At 69.8% G+C, this 18449-nt stretch carries 19 protein-coding genes, 1 tRNA gene and 1 pseudogene; 9 read left to right on the forward strand and 12 right to left on the reverse strand.

Annotation, left to right across the window (positions count from 1 at the left end):
* Window positions 1–34 precede the first annotated feature (34 nt).
* Window positions 35–751: a class I SAM-dependent methyltransferase gene (locus NFU81_RS28945; RefSeq protein WP_251496105.1), complete on the forward strand. Its 717-nt coding sequence runs from the start codon at window positions 35–37 to the stop codon at window positions 749–751.
* A 581-nt stretch (window positions 752–1332) separates the two neighbouring features.
* Here NFU81_RS28945 and NFU81_RS28950 read toward each other — a convergent pair.
* From NFU81_RS28950 to NFU81_RS28960, 3 genes are all read right to left on the reverse strand, one after another.
* Complete coding sequence (locus NFU81_RS28950; RefSeq protein ID WP_251496108.1) at window positions 1333–2028, reverse strand: hypothetical protein; 696 nt, start codon at window positions 2026–2028, stop codon at window positions 1333–1335.
* Window positions 2029–2490: 462 nt separating this feature from the next.
* Window positions 2491–4710: a hypothetical protein gene (locus tag NFU81_RS28955; protein ID WP_251496109.1), complete on the reverse strand. Its 2220-nt coding sequence runs from the start codon at window positions 4708–4710 to the stop codon at window positions 2491–2493.
* Between the two features lie 419 nt (window positions 4711–5129).
* Window positions 5130–5747, reverse strand: coding sequence for an HIT family protein (locus NFU81_RS28960; protein ID WP_251496111.1), 618 nt, complete (start codon window positions 5745–5747; stop codon window positions 5130–5132).
* A 282-nt stretch (window positions 5748–6029) separates the two neighbouring features.
* On the opposite strand from NFU81_RS28960, the pseudogene NFU81_RS28965 reads away from it, so the two are divergent.
* A pseudogene (locus NFU81_RS28965) lies at window positions 6030–6280 on the forward strand (class I SAM-dependent methyltransferase); the annotation flags it as partial.
* Here NFU81_RS28965 and NFU81_RS28970 read toward each other — a convergent pair.
* Both NFU81_RS28970 and NFU81_RS28975 read right to left on the reverse strand, forming a co-directional pair.
* A complete protein-coding gene (locus NFU81_RS28970; RefSeq protein ID WP_251496160.1) occupies window positions 6263–6952 on the reverse strand; it encodes a hypothetical protein in 690 nt (229 codons plus the stop codon). The pseudogene NFU81_RS28965 and the gene NFU81_RS28970 overlap by 18 nt on opposite strands.
* Window positions 6949–7557: a SigE family RNA polymerase sigma factor gene (locus tag NFU81_RS28975; protein WP_251496113.1), complete on the reverse strand. Its 609-nt coding sequence runs from the start codon at window positions 7555–7557 to the stop codon at window positions 6949–6951. Before NFU81_RS28975 ends, NFU81_RS28970 begins: the two co-directional genes overlap by 4 nt.
* A 179-nt stretch (window positions 7558–7736) precedes the next feature.
* Between NFU81_RS28975 and NFU81_RS28980 the strand changes: the two genes are divergently transcribed.
* The gene (locus NFU81_RS28980; RefSeq protein WP_251496116.1) at window positions 7737–8000 is read left to right on the forward strand and encodes a hypothetical protein; all 264 of its coding nucleotides are present in this window, start codon (window positions 7737–7739) and stop codon (window positions 7998–8000) included.
* A gap of 102 nt (window positions 8001–8102) precedes the next feature.
* Here the strand turns inward: NFU81_RS28980 and NFU81_RS28985 are convergent.
* From NFU81_RS28985 to NFU81_RS28995, 3 genes are all read right to left on the reverse strand, one after another.
* Window positions 8103–8163: transfer RNA gene (locus NFU81_RS28985), tRNA-Ser, on the reverse strand.
* 177 nt (window positions 8164–8340) lie between these two features.
* Complete coding sequence (locus NFU81_RS28990; protein WP_251496118.1) at window positions 8341–8877, reverse strand: NUDIX hydrolase; 537 nt, start codon at window positions 8875–8877, stop codon at window positions 8341–8343.
* A 71-nt stretch (window positions 8878–8948) separates the two neighbouring features.
* Complete coding sequence (locus NFU81_RS28995) at window positions 8949–10283, reverse strand: NsdA family TPR-like regulatory protein (protein WP_251496120.1); 1335 nt, start codon at window positions 10281–10283, stop codon at window positions 8949–8951.
* A 179-nt stretch (window positions 10284–10462) separates the two neighbouring features.
* Between NFU81_RS28995 and NFU81_RS29000 the strand changes: the two genes are divergently transcribed.
* From NFU81_RS29000 to NFU81_RS29010, 3 genes are all read left to right on the forward strand, one after another.
* The gene (locus tag NFU81_RS29000) at window positions 10463–11410 is read left to right on the forward strand and encodes an ATP-binding protein (RefSeq protein ID WP_251496123.1); all 948 of its coding nucleotides are present in this window, start codon (window positions 10463–10465) and stop codon (window positions 11408–11410) included.
* Window positions 11411–11617: 207 nt separating this feature from the next.
* Entirely contained in the window at window positions 11618–12124 is a 507-nt protein-coding gene (locus NFU81_RS29005; RefSeq protein WP_251496125.1) for a hypothetical protein, read from the forward strand.
* Window positions 12125–12206: 82 nt separating this feature from the next.
* On the forward strand, window positions 12207–12860 hold the full coding sequence (locus NFU81_RS29010; RefSeq protein WP_251496128.1) for a class I SAM-dependent methyltransferase: 654 nt from the start codon (window positions 12207–12209) through the stop codon (window positions 12858–12860).
* Between the two features lie 52 nt (window positions 12861–12912).
* Here the strand turns inward: NFU81_RS29010 and NFU81_RS29015 are convergent, their stop codons facing one another.
* Complete coding sequence (locus tag NFU81_RS29015; protein WP_251496130.1) at window positions 12913–13212, reverse strand: hypothetical protein; 300 nt, start codon at window positions 13210–13212, stop codon at window positions 12913–12915.
* Between the two features lie 91 nt (window positions 13213–13303).
* Between NFU81_RS29015 and cutA the strand changes: the two genes are divergently transcribed.
* Window positions 13304–13630 (forward strand): divalent-cation tolerance protein CutA, encoded by a 327-nt coding sequence (gene cutA / locus NFU81_RS29020; protein ID WP_251496132.1) that lies wholly within the window; start codon window positions 13304–13306, stop codon window positions 13628–13630.
* A gap of 1 nt (window position 13631) precedes the next feature.
* Here the strand turns inward: cutA and NFU81_RS29025 are convergent, their stop codons facing one another.
* Window positions 13632–14303, reverse strand: a complete 672-nt coding sequence (locus tag NFU81_RS29025; protein ID WP_251496134.1) for an NsdA family TPR-like regulatory protein — start codon at window positions 14301–14303, stop codon at window positions 13632–13634.
* Window positions 14304–14521: 218 nt separating this feature from the next.
* On the opposite strand from NFU81_RS29025, the gene NFU81_RS29030 reads away from it, so the two are divergent.
* Window positions 14522–14836, forward strand: a complete 315-nt coding sequence (locus tag NFU81_RS29030; RefSeq protein WP_251496136.1) for a MazG-like family protein — start codon at window positions 14522–14524, stop codon at window positions 14834–14836.
* 120 nt (window positions 14837–14956) lie between these two features.
* Window positions 14957–15760, forward strand: a complete 804-nt coding sequence (locus tag NFU81_RS29035; protein ID WP_251496158.1) for a protein kinase family protein — start codon at window positions 14957–14959, stop codon at window positions 15758–15760.
* 424 nt (window positions 15761–16184) lie between these two features.
* On the opposite strand, the gene NFU81_RS29040 is transcribed toward NFU81_RS29035, so the two are convergent.
* Window positions 16185–16697, reverse strand: a complete 513-nt coding sequence (locus tag NFU81_RS29040) for a hypothetical protein (protein ID WP_251496138.1) — start codon at window positions 16695–16697, stop codon at window positions 16185–16187.
* Window positions 16698–17026: 329 nt separating this feature from the next.
* Window positions 17027–18406, reverse strand: a complete 1380-nt coding sequence (locus NFU81_RS29045; protein WP_251496140.1) for a DUF3631 domain-containing protein — start codon at window positions 18404–18406, stop codon at window positions 17027–17029.
* Between the last annotated feature and the right edge of the window lie 43 nt (window positions 18407–18449).

Consider the following 18449-nt stretch of genomic DNA (forward strand, 5'->3'; position numbering starts at 1 on the left):
TACCACGGACCGAATCGATCCACCGGAGAACACCATGCACCGCATCACCACCGCCCCCGTCGCCCCGATCCCGGCCCGGACCCGCTGGGCGGTCGCCGCCGGCGCGGGCGCCGCGTTGGCCGCCGCCTGGTGGCTGGGCGACACAGCGCCCTATCCGTACGCCCAACGCGGCCTCCTCGACGTGCCGTTGCCGTTCCTGAAAGCCGACCGGATGGACGCCGTACTGCAACCGCGGCCGGGGGAGCGGATGCTGGAGATCGGCCCGGGGACCGGCCTGCAGTCGCTGCACGTCGCCCCGCAGCTCGGGCCGGAGGGACGGCTCGATGTGCTGGACATCCAGCAGGAGATGCTCGACCACGTGATGTGCCGCGCCGAGCGGGACGGCCTGGCGACGATCAGGCCCACCCGCTCGGACGCACGTGAACTGCCCTACGCCGACGGGACATTCGACGCCGTATACGCCGTGACCGCGCTCGGCGAGATCCCCGAGCCGGATCGGGTACTGCGCGAGGCGGCACGGGTGCTGGCACCAGGCGGGCGACTGGTGATCGGCGAGTTCTTCGACCGGCACTGGATCCCCTTCGGCCGGCTGCACCGGCTCGCCGGCGCCGCCGGCCTCCACCTGACCGAGCGCCGCGGCCCAAGCCCGGCATACCTCGCCCGCTTCCGACCCTGCGGAGCCGACGCGCCCGCTCGCCAGGGCGAGCACCTCGCCGACGGCGACCGGGAAAACGACGACGGGCAAGCGTGAGCACCACACGCAGGGACCGCGATCACCGGGCTGAACAACCTGGTGCGCGGTAGGCCGCTCCAGGGGGCGAGGGGGCTCCGCCCCAGCCGCGGCCAGCCACGAAGACTGCGGCGCCCCCGCAAGGTGAGAGGGGAGTCCTGCGGCTTCTGCTGCGTAATTCCGGTCTCCGATCGTGCTGGGTCCTCTCCGGCAGCAACCCCGGGCGGCGGCGATAGGGCGGGTGCGTCCAACAACCCCGCGGAGTTCTGCGGGCGGGCCTGTGGTGGTGCAGTGCCGACTGGCCCATTCCGCGCGGTTTTCGGCGGTGCCACCCAGCCACAGGTGAGCGGGGCTGGTGTAGCCGTGGGAATCACAGTGGTGGCAGAATCCGGTCTTCGGTGCTGGACCAACCGAGCCGGGGTATCACCCCGTGGGCCAGTCGAAACGCGAACAGGTGGGCGGGGACAGTTGCCCGGCGTGGTTGACGGCGGACTTCGTAAGCTCCCCGCAGGGAGAACTACGAGGCCGCTGACACGTGATTTCCCGGGCGGACTGGCGGCGCGAAATACTGGTGGAGATCACCTGTTGCTGACGTGCGGTATTCACCGCCAGGCAGGGTTGCGGCTCGGCAACCACGGACCGAATAGAGACTCGTACTCGCCTGCATCGCTCGTGAGGACGAAGTCGGGCGCCGTCGCTGATGCCGCAGTGTGCAGGCGGGCCAACAGAGATGGGATGGCGCCGAGTTCCAAGCCCAGCGCATGAGAGACCGTTACTCGATCCGCGTCTGTCTCGGGCTCGTTCGCAAGCTCGTCATAACGAAGGTGATCGGCGGTGGTTCGCATGACCGTCAGATCGCCGGAACCCGAGAACTTTAGGCAGTCCCACCAGGACGGCAGCCCAACCGTGACCTCCAACGCTGCGGCCAGGCTGCTGCCGATCAGGCCAGCCTGTCCTTCGGAGCTGGCATAGAGCACAGGGCGGTCCTTGCCGCCCTCGCCGCAGAGGAAGAACGTTCCGCCCGTGTAGTCACCTGCGATGCCCTCCAAGGCGATCCCGGACGAAAGGCGGATGGGCTCGCCAGGATCGCTGCGTGAGAGATCAAACTCGCAGACACGCCAGAGCACCTCGGCGAGCCCGGAGTCCCGCCGGATCGAGTCGAGGATTGCCTCATCACGAGTCACCCGGCGGACGATAGCAGTGAAATCAACCCCGGCGATTTGCCTGCCCGCTGGGCTCTGGCAGGGATCGTTCCGGGCCTTCAGTTCCACGATAACTGCTTGCTTGGCTTCGTTCACGTTCAGCGGCAGCGCCGCCCGGCGGCGGCCTCCACCCCCTGAGCCCAAGGAACCACCCGATGAAACTCCGCCTGGCCCACCAAGGCTTCTCCCGGTGGCCCTTGCATCGTTCCTCCGGATCGAAGGATGACCCGACGTAGAGCAGTACGCCTGCCTCGTCGTAGAGGCGAGACACCGCTGCCGGGCGGTCGACCGCCGGCGCCGCCTTCTCCCTTGCCTTCCCGGTGGACACGTTCCGCTGCCTCCTTCTCCGAGTCGCGGCACGAACGAAAGGACGTGCCGCTGTGACCCGCAGCTTCGACAACGTGGTGGACAGGCTCGATGCGGAGTGGCCGCTGCTGCGCGGCCCGGACAGGAAGACCGTGGACCCCGGCCGCAATGCGGCCGGGGTCCACGGCGGCGCTGTGGCCGCGGGGTCTGGAAGTGCCGCGACCGGGAAGGGTGGTCGCGGCGCTTCCACCGTCAGACGAAGATGAAGTACTTCCAGGAGTTGTAGGTGGTGGTGTTGACGGTGTCTCCGGAGCCGCCGTTGATGTAGGCGGCGCGGACGCGGGCGCGGATGCCGGACTCGCCCGCGTGGCCGAGGTTGACGGCCGACTTGCCGCTGCTGCCGAGCCGGAAGTACTCGGAGCCTCCCGAGTACCACTTGCCCTTGTAGTAGATCTCCAGCTGCAGGAGCTGACTGCGGCCCTGGTAGTAGGTCATCGACGTCGTGACGACGGCGTCGGTGTTCTTGTGGAAGTAGTAGTACGCGGTGGAGCCGATCTTGCCGGTCCGGTAGTACCTGGACATGGCCGTGGAGACGCGCACGCGCGCGTAGGCCCTGGACATGACGGTCCTGCCGGCGTAGCGGGCGTCGCCCTTGTACACGGCGGCGAGCGCGGTGTCCCGGGTCATGGTCAGGGCGACCGACAGGTTGCCGTGGGAGTCGACCCTGCCGGACCGCAGCAGCACCTTCGGCCGGTCGGCGCCGTACTGGTCGGCCCAGATCTCGACCGTGCGGTTGGTGTACGTCGTGCCGAGGTGCGCGGTGACGACGACCTTCTTGGCGTAGTCGTACACGACGCCGTTGTTGGTCAGCGTCAGGACGGGTGTCACACGCGAGACGGCGACGGTGTCCGAGGCGGAGACCGGGATGTGCCCGGCGTCACCGGCGTACCGCACGGTGTACTTGACGGCGCCGCCGGCCGGCGGGACGTCGGTGAAGGAGAACGATCCGCCCGCCTTCGTGTGCACGGTGCCCAGCAGCTTGCCGCTGGGGCTGGCCAGGTCGACACGGGTGACCTGGAGCGCGGTGCCGGTGCTCAGTGCCACCGTCGAGGACAGCCTCCCCGTCACGGTGAGCGTCTTGCCGCGAGCGGCGCTCGCCGGGGCGGCCACCGTCAGGGTCGGGACGTTCTTCGTCGGGTCGGTGAGCGCCTTGAGGGTGTAGCTGGTGCCGTTCGCCACGATCGCGAAGATCCGTGAGGAGTCGGGCGCCCACGCCACCGCGGCACCGGTCCCGCTGAGGCTGTACCTGCGCAGCGGTTGGGTGGCGTTCGGCCGGTAGACCGACACGGTGCTGCCGGAGAGCTGGGCGACCAGCCCGTTGGCGGCGACGTCGGCGCTTCCCCCGCTGGGGTAGGTGCCGGCGGGGCTGAACTTCCCGTTCGCGTAGCTGTCGCGCTGGGAGCCGTTGACCAGCACCTGAGGAGCGCCGGGGACCAGGTCGATGTCCGAGATGCCGGAGTTCAGCGTGTAGTCGCCGTAGTACCAGGCGGTCGACTGCGGCGTGCCGCTGGAGACGTCGACGACGGCCATCGAGTCCGTGGAGATACCCGTCTCGCCGATCGCCAGCAGCCCCGGGACCGCGGGGTTGGTGTCGAGGATCCCCGGACCCCAGATGCCCGAGAGCTGCCCGAGCGTGACCGGGTTCGCCGGAGTCGGGTCCTGCGTCGGGGTGGGCGTCGGTGTCGGCGTCGCCGTCGGGGTTTCGGTCGGCGTCGGCTCCGCGGTCGCGGTCGACGTCGGGTCCGGCGTCGCCGTCTGCGTGGGGTCGGGCGTCGGGGTCTCCGTCGGCGTCGGGTCCGCGGTCGGACTGACCGTCGGGTCCGCGGTCGGGTCCGCGGTCGGACTGACCGTCGGGTCCGCGGTCGGGTCCGCGGTCGGGTCGGCCGTCGGGTCCGCGGTCGGACCGGCCGTGGGGTCGGCACTCGGGTCCGCGGTGGGCGTCTCCGACGGGTCCGCGGTCATCGACCGGGCCGCGGAAGAGGTGGCCGAGCGGACGGCGGACGGGTCGACCGAGGGGTCGACCGACCCCAGGTTGCCGTCCCACTGGTCGCCGTACGTGAACCAGACCTTGCCGGCGGCGAACGCCACGTAGCGCGGACCGGTGTTGGTGGCGACGGGATAGCGGGTCTTGACGTTCAAAGTGGCGGCGTCGAGGGCCACGATCTGGTGGTTGCCCTCGGCGGCCGCGTACAGGACCGTCCCGTCCTGGGACAGCGTCAGGCCGGAGACCCCGTTGATCCCGCCCACCGAGTCGACGAGCGTGCCGTTGTAGTCGGTGGCCAGGATCTTCCCCGAGGCGTGGTCGCCGACGAAGACCCGGTGCAGTGCGCCGTCGACGACGATGCCGCCGGGTGAGGTGACCACTGCCGACGCCGCGGCGGCGGAACCCGCCGCGGCGACGCTCAGGATCACCGAGCTGAATGTGACCGCGAGCGCTGTCGCGGTAGAAATGCTGCGCGTACGCACAGTGTGTGTTCCCCCCACAGGAAAACCGGCAACGGCCGGAGTTTGAGAGCGCCGCGTACCTCCCACACCGATCGCCGCAATGCGTGCGTGCGGGCGTGCAGGTGTGCTGTGCGCGGCTGCTGAGCGCAGCATATGACACGGCTATGTCAACGAACACACGTTTGGGCCGCCGGTGTCGCACCCGGCCCGTTCGATGCCCGTTCTCCACGTGTTCGTGGTCCCGTTCCCCGCCTGCTCCGTGCCCCTTCCGCGCGCGTCCGCCGTGGGCCGCAACTCGTCGGCGGCCCCTGCGGGAACGGCCTGGTGACACCCGGCGAGGAGATGACGTGAGCGACGGCCGGCAGATTACGGGGCGCCCGCCGGCCTCACACCTCGCCGGTGGCCGACCGGCTGCCGCCGTAGGAGGCGGCCAGGGCGTCCGCCACGATCGCCGCGTCCGCGTCGGCCACGTCCCCGGGGTACTCCGGCAGCAGGTCGTCCCAGATGACCATCCACGAACCGTACAGCTGGGCCTGCCCCTCGGGACGGGCGAAGAACCAGACGTGCAGATGGGCGCCGCCGTCCCCGATCCGGTAGACGTGGGCGCGCGCGATGTGCGGCAGCGCCTGCACATGGCGTGCGATGTGCGCGGTGAGCACTCCCAGTTCCGCCGCCAGTTCGTCGGGCAGGTCCGCCAGGTCGTAGTGGTCGCGCGGGTGCAGCATCAGCACGAGCGGCACGCCCACTCCGGTGATCCGGGTGAGCCGCCAGCGGTCGTCGAACCAGATCCCCTCGTCCCGGCTGCGGCAGGAGTCGCAGTCCGACGGGTCCTCGCCGTGCCGCGCGGGTTCCGGCAGAACCGGCGGGCGCAGCGGCGCGACGCGTAGCCCGTCCGCCTCGAACGGGCTGATGTCCCAGCCCGTCATACGGGCCAGCGGCAGCCGGGACTCACCGTCGGCAACGCTTCGGGCTCGGTCGTAGAACTCGTCAGGTCGCAGGGCCATCCCCAGAGGCTACTGGTGTTCGAGGACACCGGTTCTCCCGGGCTGCCGGGCTGCGCGGTGCCCGCGCATCAGCCGCGGCGGGGTTTCACCGGACGTTTCGCGGCAGGTTGCGGCAGAGGTTGCACGGGTGGTTGCGGCGGAGGTTGCACGGTGGGCGTAACCGGCTCTTCGCCGTCTGCCGCATTCGCCCAGGTCACCCCTGCAGTGCAACCGGTCTGAGAGAGTCGACACCTCCTTCCTGCGGTGGGGCACCGACGGAATAGCCGGATCGAGGTCCCCACTGCCGAGCTGGTGCGCGGGACGCGGAACCTGCGGGCAGCCGATGTCGGCTGCAGGCCCGGATACCTGACGGCCATGCTGCATGACCTGGGGCTGAACGCCTTCGGGCTCGACCTCTCCCCAGCCATGGTCGACCACGCCCGGCGGGCCCATCCGGCGCTGCAGTTGACGAGGCGCGGGTGGAGGCCCTGCCGGTCGAGGACGGCGCGCTCGGAGGCGTGCTGGCCCACGGAAGGTCATGGTGCGGGCCGCCGAAGTCCGCTGGGCGCGGGTGGTGCGGTCGGGGGCGACCACACCGGCGCGCTTTCCGTCGCGCCGACGATCGTCCGGCGTGCCGGGTCGTAGACGCTGACGACGTCGGTCACACCCGCCGTGGTGTTCAGCGGCACGTCCGCGAACCAGGCACCCCACCCGGGATCGCCCGCCAGCGTCAGGACGGTCCCCTCGGCCGTGGCCTCCCCCTGCCGTACGCGGACACCGACAGCGGTGCCGGGCGCGGAGAAGGTACCGGTGAGCGTCACCGACCGGGTGTCGGCCGGTACGAGAACGTCGCTGATCCGTACGTAGCGGGGTGCGCCACTGACCGGGGTGCAACTCGCAGCGCTCGTCGGGTCGTCCTGCCGGCAGAAACCGCCGTCCGCCGTCAGCCACACCTGCGTGGTGCCGTACACAGTCACCCTCTCGTCGGGTGCCAGGATCCGGACGTGCCCGGCGGTGCGCGGGGCGGTGCCGGTGTCCGGGAGGAACGCGTACGCCGCAGGTCCGAGCAGTACGGCGCCCAGCGCCGCGCCCGCGATCCGGCGGCGGCTCCTGCGCCGGTGCGACGCCCGCACGACGGCGGTCACGTCCACCGGTCCTACCGGCATCGTGTCGGCGAAGTCATCGAGCGCCCTGCGCAGTTGACCGGCTTCGGCTGGTGACGTCATCGTTGTTCTCCTGTAGGTGTCGGCGCATAGGCGGCCAGCGCGGTGTGGCCGCGCAGGGCTGCCAGCGCGCGGCGGGTGTGGACTTTGACCGAGTTGGGTGAGCAGCCGAGGATGTCCGCCGTCTGCGTCTCGGTCAGGTCGTCCCAGTAGCGCAGGACCACTGCCGCGCGCTGGCGGGTGGACAGTGACGCCAGCGCCTCCGTCAGCGCGACGCGGTGCTCGACCGTCTCGCTCTGGCCGCCGTCGCCCCGGTCCGGCACGGAGGCCGTCAGGAACTGGACCACCCGCTTTCTGCGCAGCCGGCTGCGGTGGTTGTTGACCAGCGCCCGCCGTACGTAGAGATCGACCTCCGCCTCGGGAATCCGCCGCCAGTGCCCGCAGACCTTGACCAGCGTCCCCTGGAGCAGGTCCTCGGCCTCGTGGAAGTCCCCGGTGAGCATGTAGGCGATCCGCAGCAGCCGGCGCCAGGACGCCGTTGCCCAAGCCGCGAATTCGGCGTCGCTGGCCGCCGTGGCCGTGCGCATCAGCGCGCGGCCCGCGGTGCCGCAGTCGAGGCGTGGGGGGCCTGTCTCGGCGCCGCCCGCACCGCGGCGGCGTCCGGGCACGTGGTGTGGTGAGTCCTGCGTTCCATGAGGGAGTTGGCATCCTTCCATCGAGGCGGCGTCGGGACGCCTGTTCACCCCCTACAACGCCGTCCGGCCGCCGTCCGGGTGACGTTCGTCGGCGGGGAGTTTCGTGGGGACGCCTCGGATCTGCGAAAGCGGGCGCCCTCGCGCTGCGCCTCATGGACGCCGGCCACCCGGCCTCCGCCGCGCTCGCATTCGCCGACCGCTTCCCGTCCTGGCGCGGCGCGGCGCCCGAAGCGCTCGCAGCGTTCGGCACGGCAACGGCATCCCTGTGGCGGGAGATCACCGAGCAGGACGGCACGGCGTGGAAGAGGGCGATGGCAGAGCACGCGACGGCCACCAGACCATGGGGCACTGGCAACCGAACGCAGCTGCGCCACCCGGGCATCCGTGATGCCGTCGGCCCCGTGCCGGACGCGTGATCGCCCCCCCGTCCGGCCCAGCAGCGGCCCAGCCACGGTCCACGGACCCCTCAAAACGCCTCGGAGCCCCGGTCAGGTGTGCTCCGACCAGGGCTCCAGCGGTAGGCCGTGTGGGACTCGAACCCACAACCAATGGATTAAAAGTCCTGGTCAGACCCTGCCTGGCGGTGGTGGACGGTGGTCCGCCATCCGAAACCCGCAGGTCAGGCGGACCGAGGTTGCCGCCCTGTCCGTGCCGCACCGCCCAGTGCCAGCACGTCCGCTCACGCATCGCTCACGCATCGAGCGCGAGAACTTCGACCGGGGAGACCGCTGATTCAGGCAGAGCCATGGCGGCTCCCTACTTGGCGGCGTGCATGTGGTGGAGCAGGAGAAGCGCGGCCACCGCATTGGCGGACCTGATCTCGCCGCGCTCGATGAGGGACGGGACGGAGGCCAGCGGGACCCACTCCCGGCGGTCGGATTCGAAGTCGTCCTCGGGGTGGCCGACGTATTCGGCGGTGGTGGACCAGTAGACGTGGTGGCGGCCGTCGGCGAGGCCGTTGGAGGGCTCGACGGTCAGCAGGTGCTGGAGGGGACCGGGACGCCAGCCGGTCTCCTCCAGCATTTCGCGAGCGGCTGCCGCTGCGATGTCCTCGCCGTGCTCGACGACCCCGGCGGCCAGCTCCCAGCCCCACGAGTCGGTGATGAAGCGGTGCCGCCACAGCAGCAGGGCCTCGCCTGCCTCGTTGACGGTGGTGGCGAGGGCGACCGGGCGCTGCCGGATGAGGTAGTGGTCGAGGTGGCGCCCGTCGGGGAGTTCGACATCGGCGAGGTTGAGAGTGAGCCAGGGGTTCTCGTAGACGGTCTTCTCGCCGTGGTTCTTCCAGACCGACACGTGCCCTCTCCGTACCTGATCGCCTGCTTCGGTGCCTGGGACGCTATCGCACCGGACAACCCCTGTGCCCATCACAACGGCAGCGACAGTGAGACGTCGATCTGCTCGACCGCATCACGGCCTGCGGCAGAACCGTGGTCAGCGAGCAGGCCACGGAGTCTGGTGAAGCGGTCCCGTAGCCGCCGCGACTCCTGCCCTCTGGCCAGTTCCAGTGCGGCCAGGCTGTGTGCGGCGGCCTGTTCGGGATTGCCGCGGCCGAGGTCGACGGTGGCAAGTGTCGCCAGGCGGTGTACGGAGCCGCGAGCGTGCGCGCGGGCTCGTACCGCTTCGGTGGCGTACGTCTGGGCCGGGGCCCAATCGCCCAGGCTGATGAGCGCTTCCGCCAACTGCGCTTCGACCAGGCCAGGCTGTACGTAGCCCAGCTCGGCCGGCTCGTCAGCGGGCCGGATGCGCGCCGCGGCAGATTCGGCGAGAAGCATGCAGCGGTGGGCCGCAGCCTGGTCACCCATGCGGGAGAACGCCTTGGCCTGCATGGCGTACAGGTCGGTGGCCAGCGCTGGGGACATGTGAGCGCCAGCCGTACGGATACCGGCTTCGGCGAAGGCCACCGCCTGCCGGAAGTCCCGCACGAACACGGCCTGGTTGACCAGTAGCGCTATGACGTAGCCGCCAAAGGCGCGGTCACCGGACGCCTTGGCAAGGCGTAACGCCTGGTGGAAGTAGCGCTGAGCGAGCCCCTGGGCGTCGGAGTCGTACGCGCAGATTCCGGCGACTGCTGCCAAGCCGCCCACCGCGCGGTGGAGTTCACGGCCAGTGGCATCCGTGTAGGCACCCCGAACGAGCGGGGACGTGTGCTCGGCGAGGAACCTTACGATTCGGCCTCGCGTGGCGACGCCGCCCGTCTGGCGGTACATCGCCTCGTAGTGCGTTCGGGCGGTGCGTAGCACCTCCACGTCGGCGCGCCCCACATGAAGGCTGCCCGCACGCGAGACGTCGAGGTCCTCCGGTGGGTTCTCCCACTCCCAGACCGGGCCGATCGCGGCCATGCCGGTGAGAAGTGGCGCGCACACGAGATCGTCACGCTGCTGACCGTCTCCCCGCCACAGCGCGGTGGAGCGCTCAATGAATCCGGCCAACGGCGAGGCGTGCCCACCGGTCCCGGGAAGGCCCATGCCGATGTCATCGAGGCTCACCGGTCGGCCCAGGCGCTCGGAGAGAACATCGCAGATCAGGTCGGGCGCGATGCCGCGTGGACGTTGCCCGCGCAACCAGCGAATCACCGAGGAGTGGTCATAGCGCATCTGCCTGCCCCGAAACCTGCCAGCGGCGTTCACGCGCGCGGCCAAGCCGATCCGGGACATGCCGGCTTCGTCAAGCAGAGCGTCGAGCAGGGTGTTCGGCTCCATGTAGTCCTCGCATCACTCAGTGCAGCCGAGCGTAACCAATTCGCCTTCACACAGTGTGTGTTCGCCAACCCCGTGCCCGGACCCCGCACACACTCCCGCCGGGCGGACGGTCGGCGGAGTCTCTTCTTATCGCTACGCCACCGGCGTGCTTCGTCTCCTCCCCGAAGGGTCTCCACGACATGTCACACACCATCGCGCCGGGTAAGGCGGCGCCCTCCGCTCCCCCTGCCCAGCCGAACCTGAGCGACCTGCGCCTCGCCTTCAGCCACGGATTCCGCGTGTCGGCGGACGAGGCGGCTGTCGCGGCGGCCCGGCGAGAAGTGCCCGCCGTGGCACGTGGCTGGGGCGTCCCGCTCACGGATGAGACGTTCAGCGATCTCGGCCTGCTGTCCAGCGAGGTCATCACCAACGCGATCCGGCACACCAACGCTCCGTGTGCCGTGGTCATGCGCTGGACCGGTACGCGGGTGCGGGTCGAGGTCACTGACGTCAGCCCGGTCCGGCCGAAGCCGCGGCACGGTTCACTGGACGCCGAGGGTGGGCGGGGGCTGCTGCTCGTGAACGCGCTCGCCGCAGACTGGGGCAGCATCGATGACCCCGCCGGGAAGGTCGTCTGGTTCGAACTCGGACCGTCCGACGGGACGCCTCCTCCCTGGAGCACTCCGGGGAAGTGGACGATCACCACCGACAGCGGATCGGCGACGTCCGGCTACCTCCCCGCCTGGGCAGAGGACGACCCGACCGAGGTCAATGTGCCCCTGGACCAGTTGACGGAACGGCTGGCCGGCATCAACCACCGGAACTTCTTCGAAGGCCCGATGCTGCCCCTCACCGCCCCGGACGTATGGGAAGGGGTCGAGGAGGACGCGGTCTTCGAGGGCAGCGTCGACTGCAATCCCTACGACCCGGATCCCGGCCTCCGTGTGCCGGTCGTCAACCTCCAGGTCTGCGTGGGGCGTTGGATTCTCGGCCTGGACCCGCACGGGCTCGCCGAGGTGGCCGCGAAGCTCCACGCCCACGCCGACTTTCTGGAGGCGAAGGTCCGCCCCGCGCTCGTCGCCGCCCGCGAGGACTGGGCCGCCCACCAGCCGCCTGCCCAGCAACGCTCGCCAGCCTCGGGCCCGTGAGGCCGCACATAACCGGCACACTCGCCGCCCCGGCCCCTCCCCCACTGACGCGGCTGTGCGAGCGCCCCTAGCGAGCCCAGGCGCCGGTGGATGTCGCCGATCGTCCGAACTGCACGACGTCACGCCTTCAGGGTGCCCCTGCGGGTCCCCAGCAGCTGGCTGGCGGACCAGAAGCCTTACTCACCCCCAGACTAGGAGGACAGCACCGTGACCACAGCCGTCCAGATCGACACCGGTATCGGGTTACGCACCCGGGACCCGAAGGAACTCCTCAACGCCGTCCAGCCCAACATCGCGCATCTGACGGTCAACATCCTCGACGGCGGCATGACCCTCTGGGACCGCGAGATCGCTCTCCTGCTGCGCGACCACACCATGGTCCGCGACATGGCCGAACGGATTCTCGGCAACGCCGTCATGTACACCCTCGCCTGCATCGAGCATCCGGACGTTCACCTCGGTGTCGGCAAGCTCGTCGACATCGGCGTCCACCAGCTCATCCTCGACACGCCCGTCTGGTTCGCCCTTTGCGACGTTTACAACGGCGGTCGGTACAAGCACCACGCCCCGTTCATCGAGCGCCGCAGCGACGGCCTGTGCCTGCGCACCGCCGACTTCCTCACCTCGATCGGATTCGACGTCGACGAGGAGCTGTGGGCGATCGACGGAGCGGACTGCTCGCCGTGCGACAACAAGGTCCCCGACAGCCACTGAACCGCACTGTGCCCTGCCTCTTCCGATGCTCGCGGGCATCATGGGGCGGGGCACGGCCCTTTCCCGCAAGCAGAGGACACAGATGCCTGCGCAACACGACATCACCGCCGAGACCGAACTCTGGGACACCTACGCCCGCAACGCCTTCAAGGACGACACCGAGCCGGTCTTCCGCTGGACGCAGTACGCCGGCCACGGCCCCGGCCCTGAGCTCCTGGGCGACCCGGGCAGCGTCCTGGAGATCGGCTGCGGCACTGGACGTGCGCTCGCACACCTGGCGCAGCACGGCGTGAAGGCCACGGGCGTGGACCTGTCGCCGGTGATGGTCGAGAAGATCGCTGAGCGCTGGGCTCCGACGGGAGCGCAGTTCCACTGCGCTGAAGTGCTGGACTACCTCGGCTCCACAGCGGAGACCTACGACGCGGTGTACTCGATCTTCGGCGCGGCCTGGTTCGCCGACCCGTCGAAGCTCTTCCCACTCGTCCGCCACCGGCTCAATCCCGGCGGGACCTTCGTCTTCTCCCAGCCACCCGCGATCCCGGGCGCCTACGGCCCACAGGGGATGTACAAGGGCGGCTTCGCGGGGAAGGCCATGTTCACCTACCGCTACAGCTACCGCCCGCCCGTGTGGGAGCGGCTGCTGACCCGATCCGGGTTCACCGGGGTCGAGGCCCGCGTCCTGGACGCCCCCGAGCCGGGCCACATCGGCACACTCCTGGTCCGCGCCGAAGCGTGACGCGCTCGGGCACCGACGGCCTGCACACCGCCGAAAGACCGAAGAGCCCAAGTCAGATGTGACCTGACACGGTTCCCGCGCGGTGGCGCAGAACGATCATTTTCAGCTTCTGCAGTCGGTGGTGTCGCCTGTGGCAGCCCATGAGAAGCCCCGATGCGTTCTCCCGGCAGTACGTGCCGTTACGGTTCACGGCGCCGCACAAAGCAGGGGCTTGAAATCCGGCGAACACGAACACGGCGAGCGACAAGACAACGATCACAGCAGGTGCTGCGCCGCGCCCCCAGGAGACGATCAGGGCAGCGATGGCGAGGTACCCCCAGTACACGCGAAACGCCTTCATGACGAGCGACATTACTGAGCGTTGCTTATCGTAGACAGTACGTGATCCGCCATGCGCTGCATCGGTACCCAGCCAATTCGCATGCCCCGGTTAGGCTCGCCGCATGACCGAGTTCGTGCAGGTGTCCACTGCTACCGAGGCGCGGGAGCAGGCTGTTCGGCTGGCGGAGTCTGCGGTGCGAGGACAGCTCGCGGCCGGGGCTCAGGTGGTTGGGCCGGTGGTGTCGGTGTTTTGGCATCGCGGGGAGTTCGGGACCGGTGAGGAGTGGCAGTTGCTGCTCAAGACCACCGTGGAGCGATATCCCGCGTTGGAGGCGCATCTGTTGGAGCACCATCCGTGGGACAAGCCCGAGGTGGTTGCGGTGCCGATCGTGGCCGGTTCCGAGACCTACCTGCGTTGGATCGCCGACAGCACGGAACCATCCGCATAGGTCAGACAGCTACGGCCTTCTCCAGTACCGCGTGCACCGCAGGGAGACCGCGGTGGGCGTCGAGGCGTTTGAGGAGTGGAGTCAGGCGGGCGCGGGGGCGGACGGATGCGACGCCTTCGGCGAGATCGAGGGCGCGGTTCGCTGTGGTGGCGGCTTGTTCGACTTCGCCTGCCGTCAGGTAAGAGTCGCCGAGCCAGGAGAGGTAGAGGGCTTTGTCGCGGGCGTTGGTGTCGTCGTACGCGGCCAGGGCGGTCTCCAGGACGGGGACGGCTCGCGGCGGGCGGCGTAGTTCGGTCCAGCAGCGGCCGGTCAAGATCTGGAGTTCGGTGGTGTCGACCCACGAGACCCAGTCGGGCTGGGACGCGTCGCCGACCGTAGCGAGGGCCGTCCCGGCGGCGGCAAGGGCGCGTTCACATTCGGTGGCAAGGCCCGCGACTGCGCAGGCCCAGGCGAGCCGTTCGTGCAGAAGGGCGCGTACCCCGGCGGGTGCGTCGGGGCCGATCGTCGCGCAGGACTGGGCCGCGATCTCCACTCCGGCCTTCTGGTCGCCGCTGACGGCTTGGTAGGCGAGGAAGGCCAGTGCGTTGCCTGCGAGGTCGGTGTCGCCGGCTTCGGTGGCGGCACTGTGGCTCTCCCTATCGCCACCCGAATCGCCGCGCGCGGTGCCACACACCGCTTGAACCGGGCGCCGGACTTCCCTGCGCGCGAGTCGGCGCTGTACGCAGAGGTGGTGGTGATCCTGCGCGGCATGGGCGTGCCCGTCCTCGCTATCAGCACAGGCGCCGCACCCGCCGGTGTGATTGCTGAGCACATAGCGGCCTACGCGCCCGCCGGGCTCGGTAGCGTCGCCCCTGATCTGGAATCCACGCGTACGCAAGGAGCACCACCGTCGTGAACGACGAGATTTGGACGAAGATCCACCAGCTCGTGCAGTGGCTGGACGAGAAGGACAACGCGACGCCGGCCCAAGCGCGACTGCTGCGTCTGCTCAAAGTCCAGGAGGAGGTCGGCGAGGTGGCACAGGCGGCGATGGGCGCCGTCTCCGCCAACCCCCGCAAGGGGCAGAGCCACACGTGGGAAGACGTCCAGAACGAGCTGTGCGACGTGATGCTCAGCAGCATGGTCGCGTTGGCGACCCTCACCCCCGGCGCGGCGAAGGTATTCGAAGAGCGGGTGAGCATCATCACCGACCGGTCACTGGCCTGAGCCAAGGCGGGTCTGCCTCGTCAGCGGGCCGCCGCCTTCCTTCGAGTGTCGCCCCGGCCGCACGCCGGCCGGAGCGACACCCCCAATTCCCCAGCAGCCGAGGAACCGCGCGTCGTGTCCATGTCCCGTATCGCCTTCGAGCAGCTTCCCGCCGACATCCGCCAGGCCGTCGCCGCCAAGACCGGCGCCGTGCACCAGGCGGTGGCCGCGCCCGGCGGCATGAACTCCGGCATCGCCTCCGTCCTCGACACGGACAGCGGTGCCGTCTTCGTGAAGGGCATCCCGGCCGACCATCCCCAGGTGAGAGCGCAGCACCGTGAGGCGGCGGTGGCCTCGCACCTGCCCTCCTCCTGCCCGCGCCTGTTCTGGCACCTGGAACTCGGTGGCTGGAGTCTCCTGGGCTACGAGGTGGTCGAGGGCCGCCACGCCGACTACGCCCCCGCCTCCCCGGACCTGCCCCTCGTGGAAGCGGCGCTCGCCGAACTACAAGGGCTCACGGCACCGGCTGACGTCGACATCAAGCAGGCCGTGGACCGGTGGGCGGAGTACGCGCCGCCTGGCACGTTGCAGCACTTCGACGGTGACGCGCTGCTGCACACGGACTTCGCCCCGGACAACGTCTTGATCGCCGGAGGGCGGGCACGGCTCATCGACTGGGCCTGGCCGACTCGGGGCGCGGCATGGATCGACCCCGGCGCGTTGGCACTGCGCCTCATAGAGGCAGGCCACCCGGTCGGGGCCGCGATGGAATTCGCCAACCACTTCCCGTCGTGGCGCGACGCGGCGCCCGAAGCGCTCACGGCGTTTGGTGCGGCGACGGCGTCCCTGTGGCGGGAAATCGCCGAACAGGACCATGCCCCGTGGAAAAGGGCGATGGCAGAGCAGGCGACGTCCCTGGCACACGCCCTCGATACGAGGCTGTAGCCGCGGACGACGCCGACGAGAGTCAGGTCCCGGGAGAGCATCGGCATCACGCTGGACGGATCCCTTGCGCCCGCGGTCCGCGGCTGACACGCGGACAGGCAGAGGCCGCATCGTCTCCCCCAGGACCCGGGCGCCCTCGCTCGGTACTCGTGTCCCCGTCCCCCGGCGGGGCACATGCGCAAGACGGGCCGTAGGACCGTCGCGCGCGACAACTTGCTCTGCTGGGGGTAAGGAGTCCTTACCCCACAACTTGCTGCGCCGCAGATCGCCTGCCCCGACGCTGCCCCGTCCCGGCGCTTCTTGTCGACGACCAGGCAACTCCCCCGCTTCGACGAGTTGAGCGTCACAGGATTCCCCACCCCAACGGTCACTTATCCCCATGCGGACGGCGGAGGCGATGCGCGTCCGGTTGAGCCGAGCAGTCTCAGACGGTGAACGCCGAGCCGTTCTCCACAACGTAGTGCTGGCCGCCTCCACCTGAGCCGAGGAAGCGCCAGTCTTCCCGTCCTTCACGCCCTGCCGGGAACACCTCCAAGGTCATGCCGGACGACAGCGTCAGGCGAAGGTCGAACTCGTCGCCGATACTCACGGCGTCGACCACCGGCGCTTCTGCGGCGAGAAGCCGCGTGACGCCCTCGACTCGGTCGTCGAACCGAGCGGTGCCGATCTCGCTCCCGGCAGCGAACTCTCCCGGGGTACACGCTCCCGGAACATAGAGATCGCCCTCCTCGACCAGCACCGCCGCGCCGCGGACGAGCCGCCACCGGCATTGCAGGTGAACAGCTAGTTCGCGCACTGCCTCGTCGCCCCGACGATTGACCCATGGCACTTCGCCACCGAAGGTGAGCCAGACGAGCGTTGCAGCTCGGCCGATGGCAGTGAAGGGACGCCCCTCCAACTCACCGAGTGCTGCACGGGTTTCCCCGAGGCTCGACACAGCGCTTCCCCCTTCTCTGATACTGACGGGCGTCTCGGCTGCACGCGCAGGTAGGGCAGCAGCATCAGGAGAGCAGGATAAGGAGCGCCGTCTCGGGGATCGGGGGAATTACGTGACTGCGGATGTGGGGAATTGCGTGACCGTCCACACTTCTCCGAGCCCGTCCCCGGCCGTTTCCATGCCGGAGACAGCGCGCGACCCGTCCCACCCGTTGCGTTCCTGGTCAGCCTAGGTACGGGTGGAATATTGATGCGGGTCGACCCGTTGCGGGACAACGACCCGTCCCCGCGCTGACCTGCACGGGGACGGGTGGGGCGGGTGGATGCGGGTCAGCGCTCGCCGCCTGGAGCCACCTCCTGCCGAGGGCAGTAGCGAGCCCAGGCGTCGGCGAACTGGTGGCGGGCGAAGCCTCGGCGTTGGCTGCGGTCGGGGAAGCGGCGGTTGGCCGAGCCGATACCGAAGTCCTTCAGCAGCAGTTGCAGGCCGCGCGCGGTCAGGCCGTGGGAGCCGTGCTCGCGCCATGGGGCCTCGCTGTCGGCGTGCAGCGCGGCGAGAAGCTGCTCGGTCGACAGCAGCGCCGGGTCACCACACGCGGCGAACACGGCACGAATGTCGGCCAGGATGCGGATCGCCAGCGCCGCCTCCTGGTCGTTGCCTTCCTCGTGTGCCGTCAGCACGCGGCACGCTTGCCGGGCGCGCTGCGGCCACGCATCTCCGGCGAGGTCGGCGACGACAACCAGCGGCTCCCACGTGTCCGCCGCCCGGTCCTCGACCGGCATCACCGGCTCCATAGACGCCGCCACGTCGGTCAGGGGCACGAGCCATCCCGCCAACCGGTCCCGCAAATCGTGCAGCTGCGGAGTGTCGCGACGGGAGCGGAAGGGCAGCACCTTCTCCCCTGGTGCGCGCCTCCGCATCCGGATCACCACCGCCCTGTCCATGATCGTGTCCGGCAGGTCTCCGGTCCCGGCCAACGCAGCCATGGCGAAGGTGCGGAATTTGGTCGGCTTGTGCTCCGGCCCGACAACCCGGGTGGTCGGGCGGTTTCGCTGGTGCCCGGAGTTGAGGAGTCCGCGCATCTCCTCGTTCTTCTCCGCGACCTTCACGCTGCCGAATATCGTGTCGGCCTCGTCCACCAGCAGCGTCGACGGCTGCTCCGTGATCGACCGGAAGATCGCCGCCGGGGTCGAGTTGACCGTGATGAAGGGGTCGTGGACGGTGTCGTGCAGCACGTCCAGCAGCCGCGATTTCCCACATCGCTTCGCGGGGCCGACCACCGCCAGGCGCGGCGCGTGCTGCCACGCCGGTTGCAGATGAGTGGCCGCGACCCACAAGGTGACCGCGTCCAGGGCCTCGCCGCTTGGCATGACCACGTACCGGGCAACCGCTGACCGCAGCTCGGTCAGCAGGTCAGCGCCTTCCGAGAGCGCGTCGCCCGGTGGCGGACCAACTGGCCCGGTCGGCTGACCGACCGCGGTGACCGGCTCCCGGTCAGTGACCGCGGTCAGGCGACCGGCTGTTCCGGTCAGCCGGTCGCTGGCCGGAAGAGGCCCGGTCACCACGGCCGACTGGGCGGCGGACGGCTTTGGCTCGGCCGTCAATTCCGCGAGCGGCTGCCGCGTCGTACGGTCCGGCTGACCGGGTACGGTGACCGGCGGCCAGGTCACCGCAGGGGATGCGTCCCGGACAGCAGCTGTCATAGGCTGCATGCGTAGCTCCTCGACCGATGGGTGCAGGCTGGCCGGCCCGCCC

Source organism: Actinacidiphila cocklensis (assembly GCF_907177275.1).
Taxonomy (GTDB): domain Bacteria; phylum Actinomycetota; class Actinomycetes; order Streptomycetales; family Streptomycetaceae; genus Actinacidiphila; species Actinacidiphila cocklensis.

Excerpts from the sequence above, each read along its gene's own strand:
- cutA (WP_251496132.1), top strand. The coding sequence starts at position 13,304 with ATGACCGAGTTCGTGCAGGTGTCCACTGCTACCGAGGCGCGGGAGCAG.
- NFU81_RS29045 (WP_251496140.1), bottom strand. The coding sequence starts at position 18,406 with ATGCAGCCTATGACAGCTGCTGTCCGGGACGCATCCCCTGCGGTGACC.
- NFU81_RS29035 (WP_251496158.1), top strand. The coding sequence starts at position 14,957 with ATGTCCCGTATCGCCTTCGAGCAGCTTCCCGCCGACATCCGCCAGGCC.
- NFU81_RS29010 (WP_251496128.1), top strand. The coding sequence starts at position 12,207 with ATGCCTGCGCAACACGACATCACCGCCGAGACCGAACTCTGGGACACC.
- NFU81_RS29015 (WP_251496130.1), bottom strand. The coding sequence starts at position 13,212 with ATGTCGCTCGTCATGAAGGCGTTTCGCGTGTACTGGGGGTACCTCGCC.
- NFU81_RS29000 (WP_251496123.1), top strand. The coding sequence starts at position 10,463 with ATGTCACACACCATCGCGCCGGGTAAGGCGGCGCCCTCCGCTCCCCCT.
- NFU81_RS28995 (WP_251496120.1), bottom strand. The coding sequence starts at position 10,283 with ATGGAGCCGAACACCCTGCTCGACGCTCTGCTTGACGAAGCCGGCATG.
- NFU81_RS28980 (WP_251496116.1), top strand. The coding sequence starts at position 7,737 with ATGGACGCCGGCCACCCGGCCTCCGCCGCGCTCGCATTCGCCGACCGC.
- NFU81_RS28970 (WP_251496160.1), bottom strand. The coding sequence starts at position 6,952 with ATGACGTCACCAGCCGAAGCCGGTCAACTGCGCAGGGCGCTCGATGAC.
- NFU81_RS28960 (WP_251496111.1), bottom strand. The coding sequence starts at position 5,747 with ATGGCCCTGCGACCTGACGAGTTCTACGACCGAGCCCGAAGCGTTGCC.
- NFU81_RS28945 (WP_251496105.1), top strand. The coding sequence starts at position 35 with ATGCACCGCATCACCACCGCCCCCGTCGCCCCGATCCCGGCCCGGACC.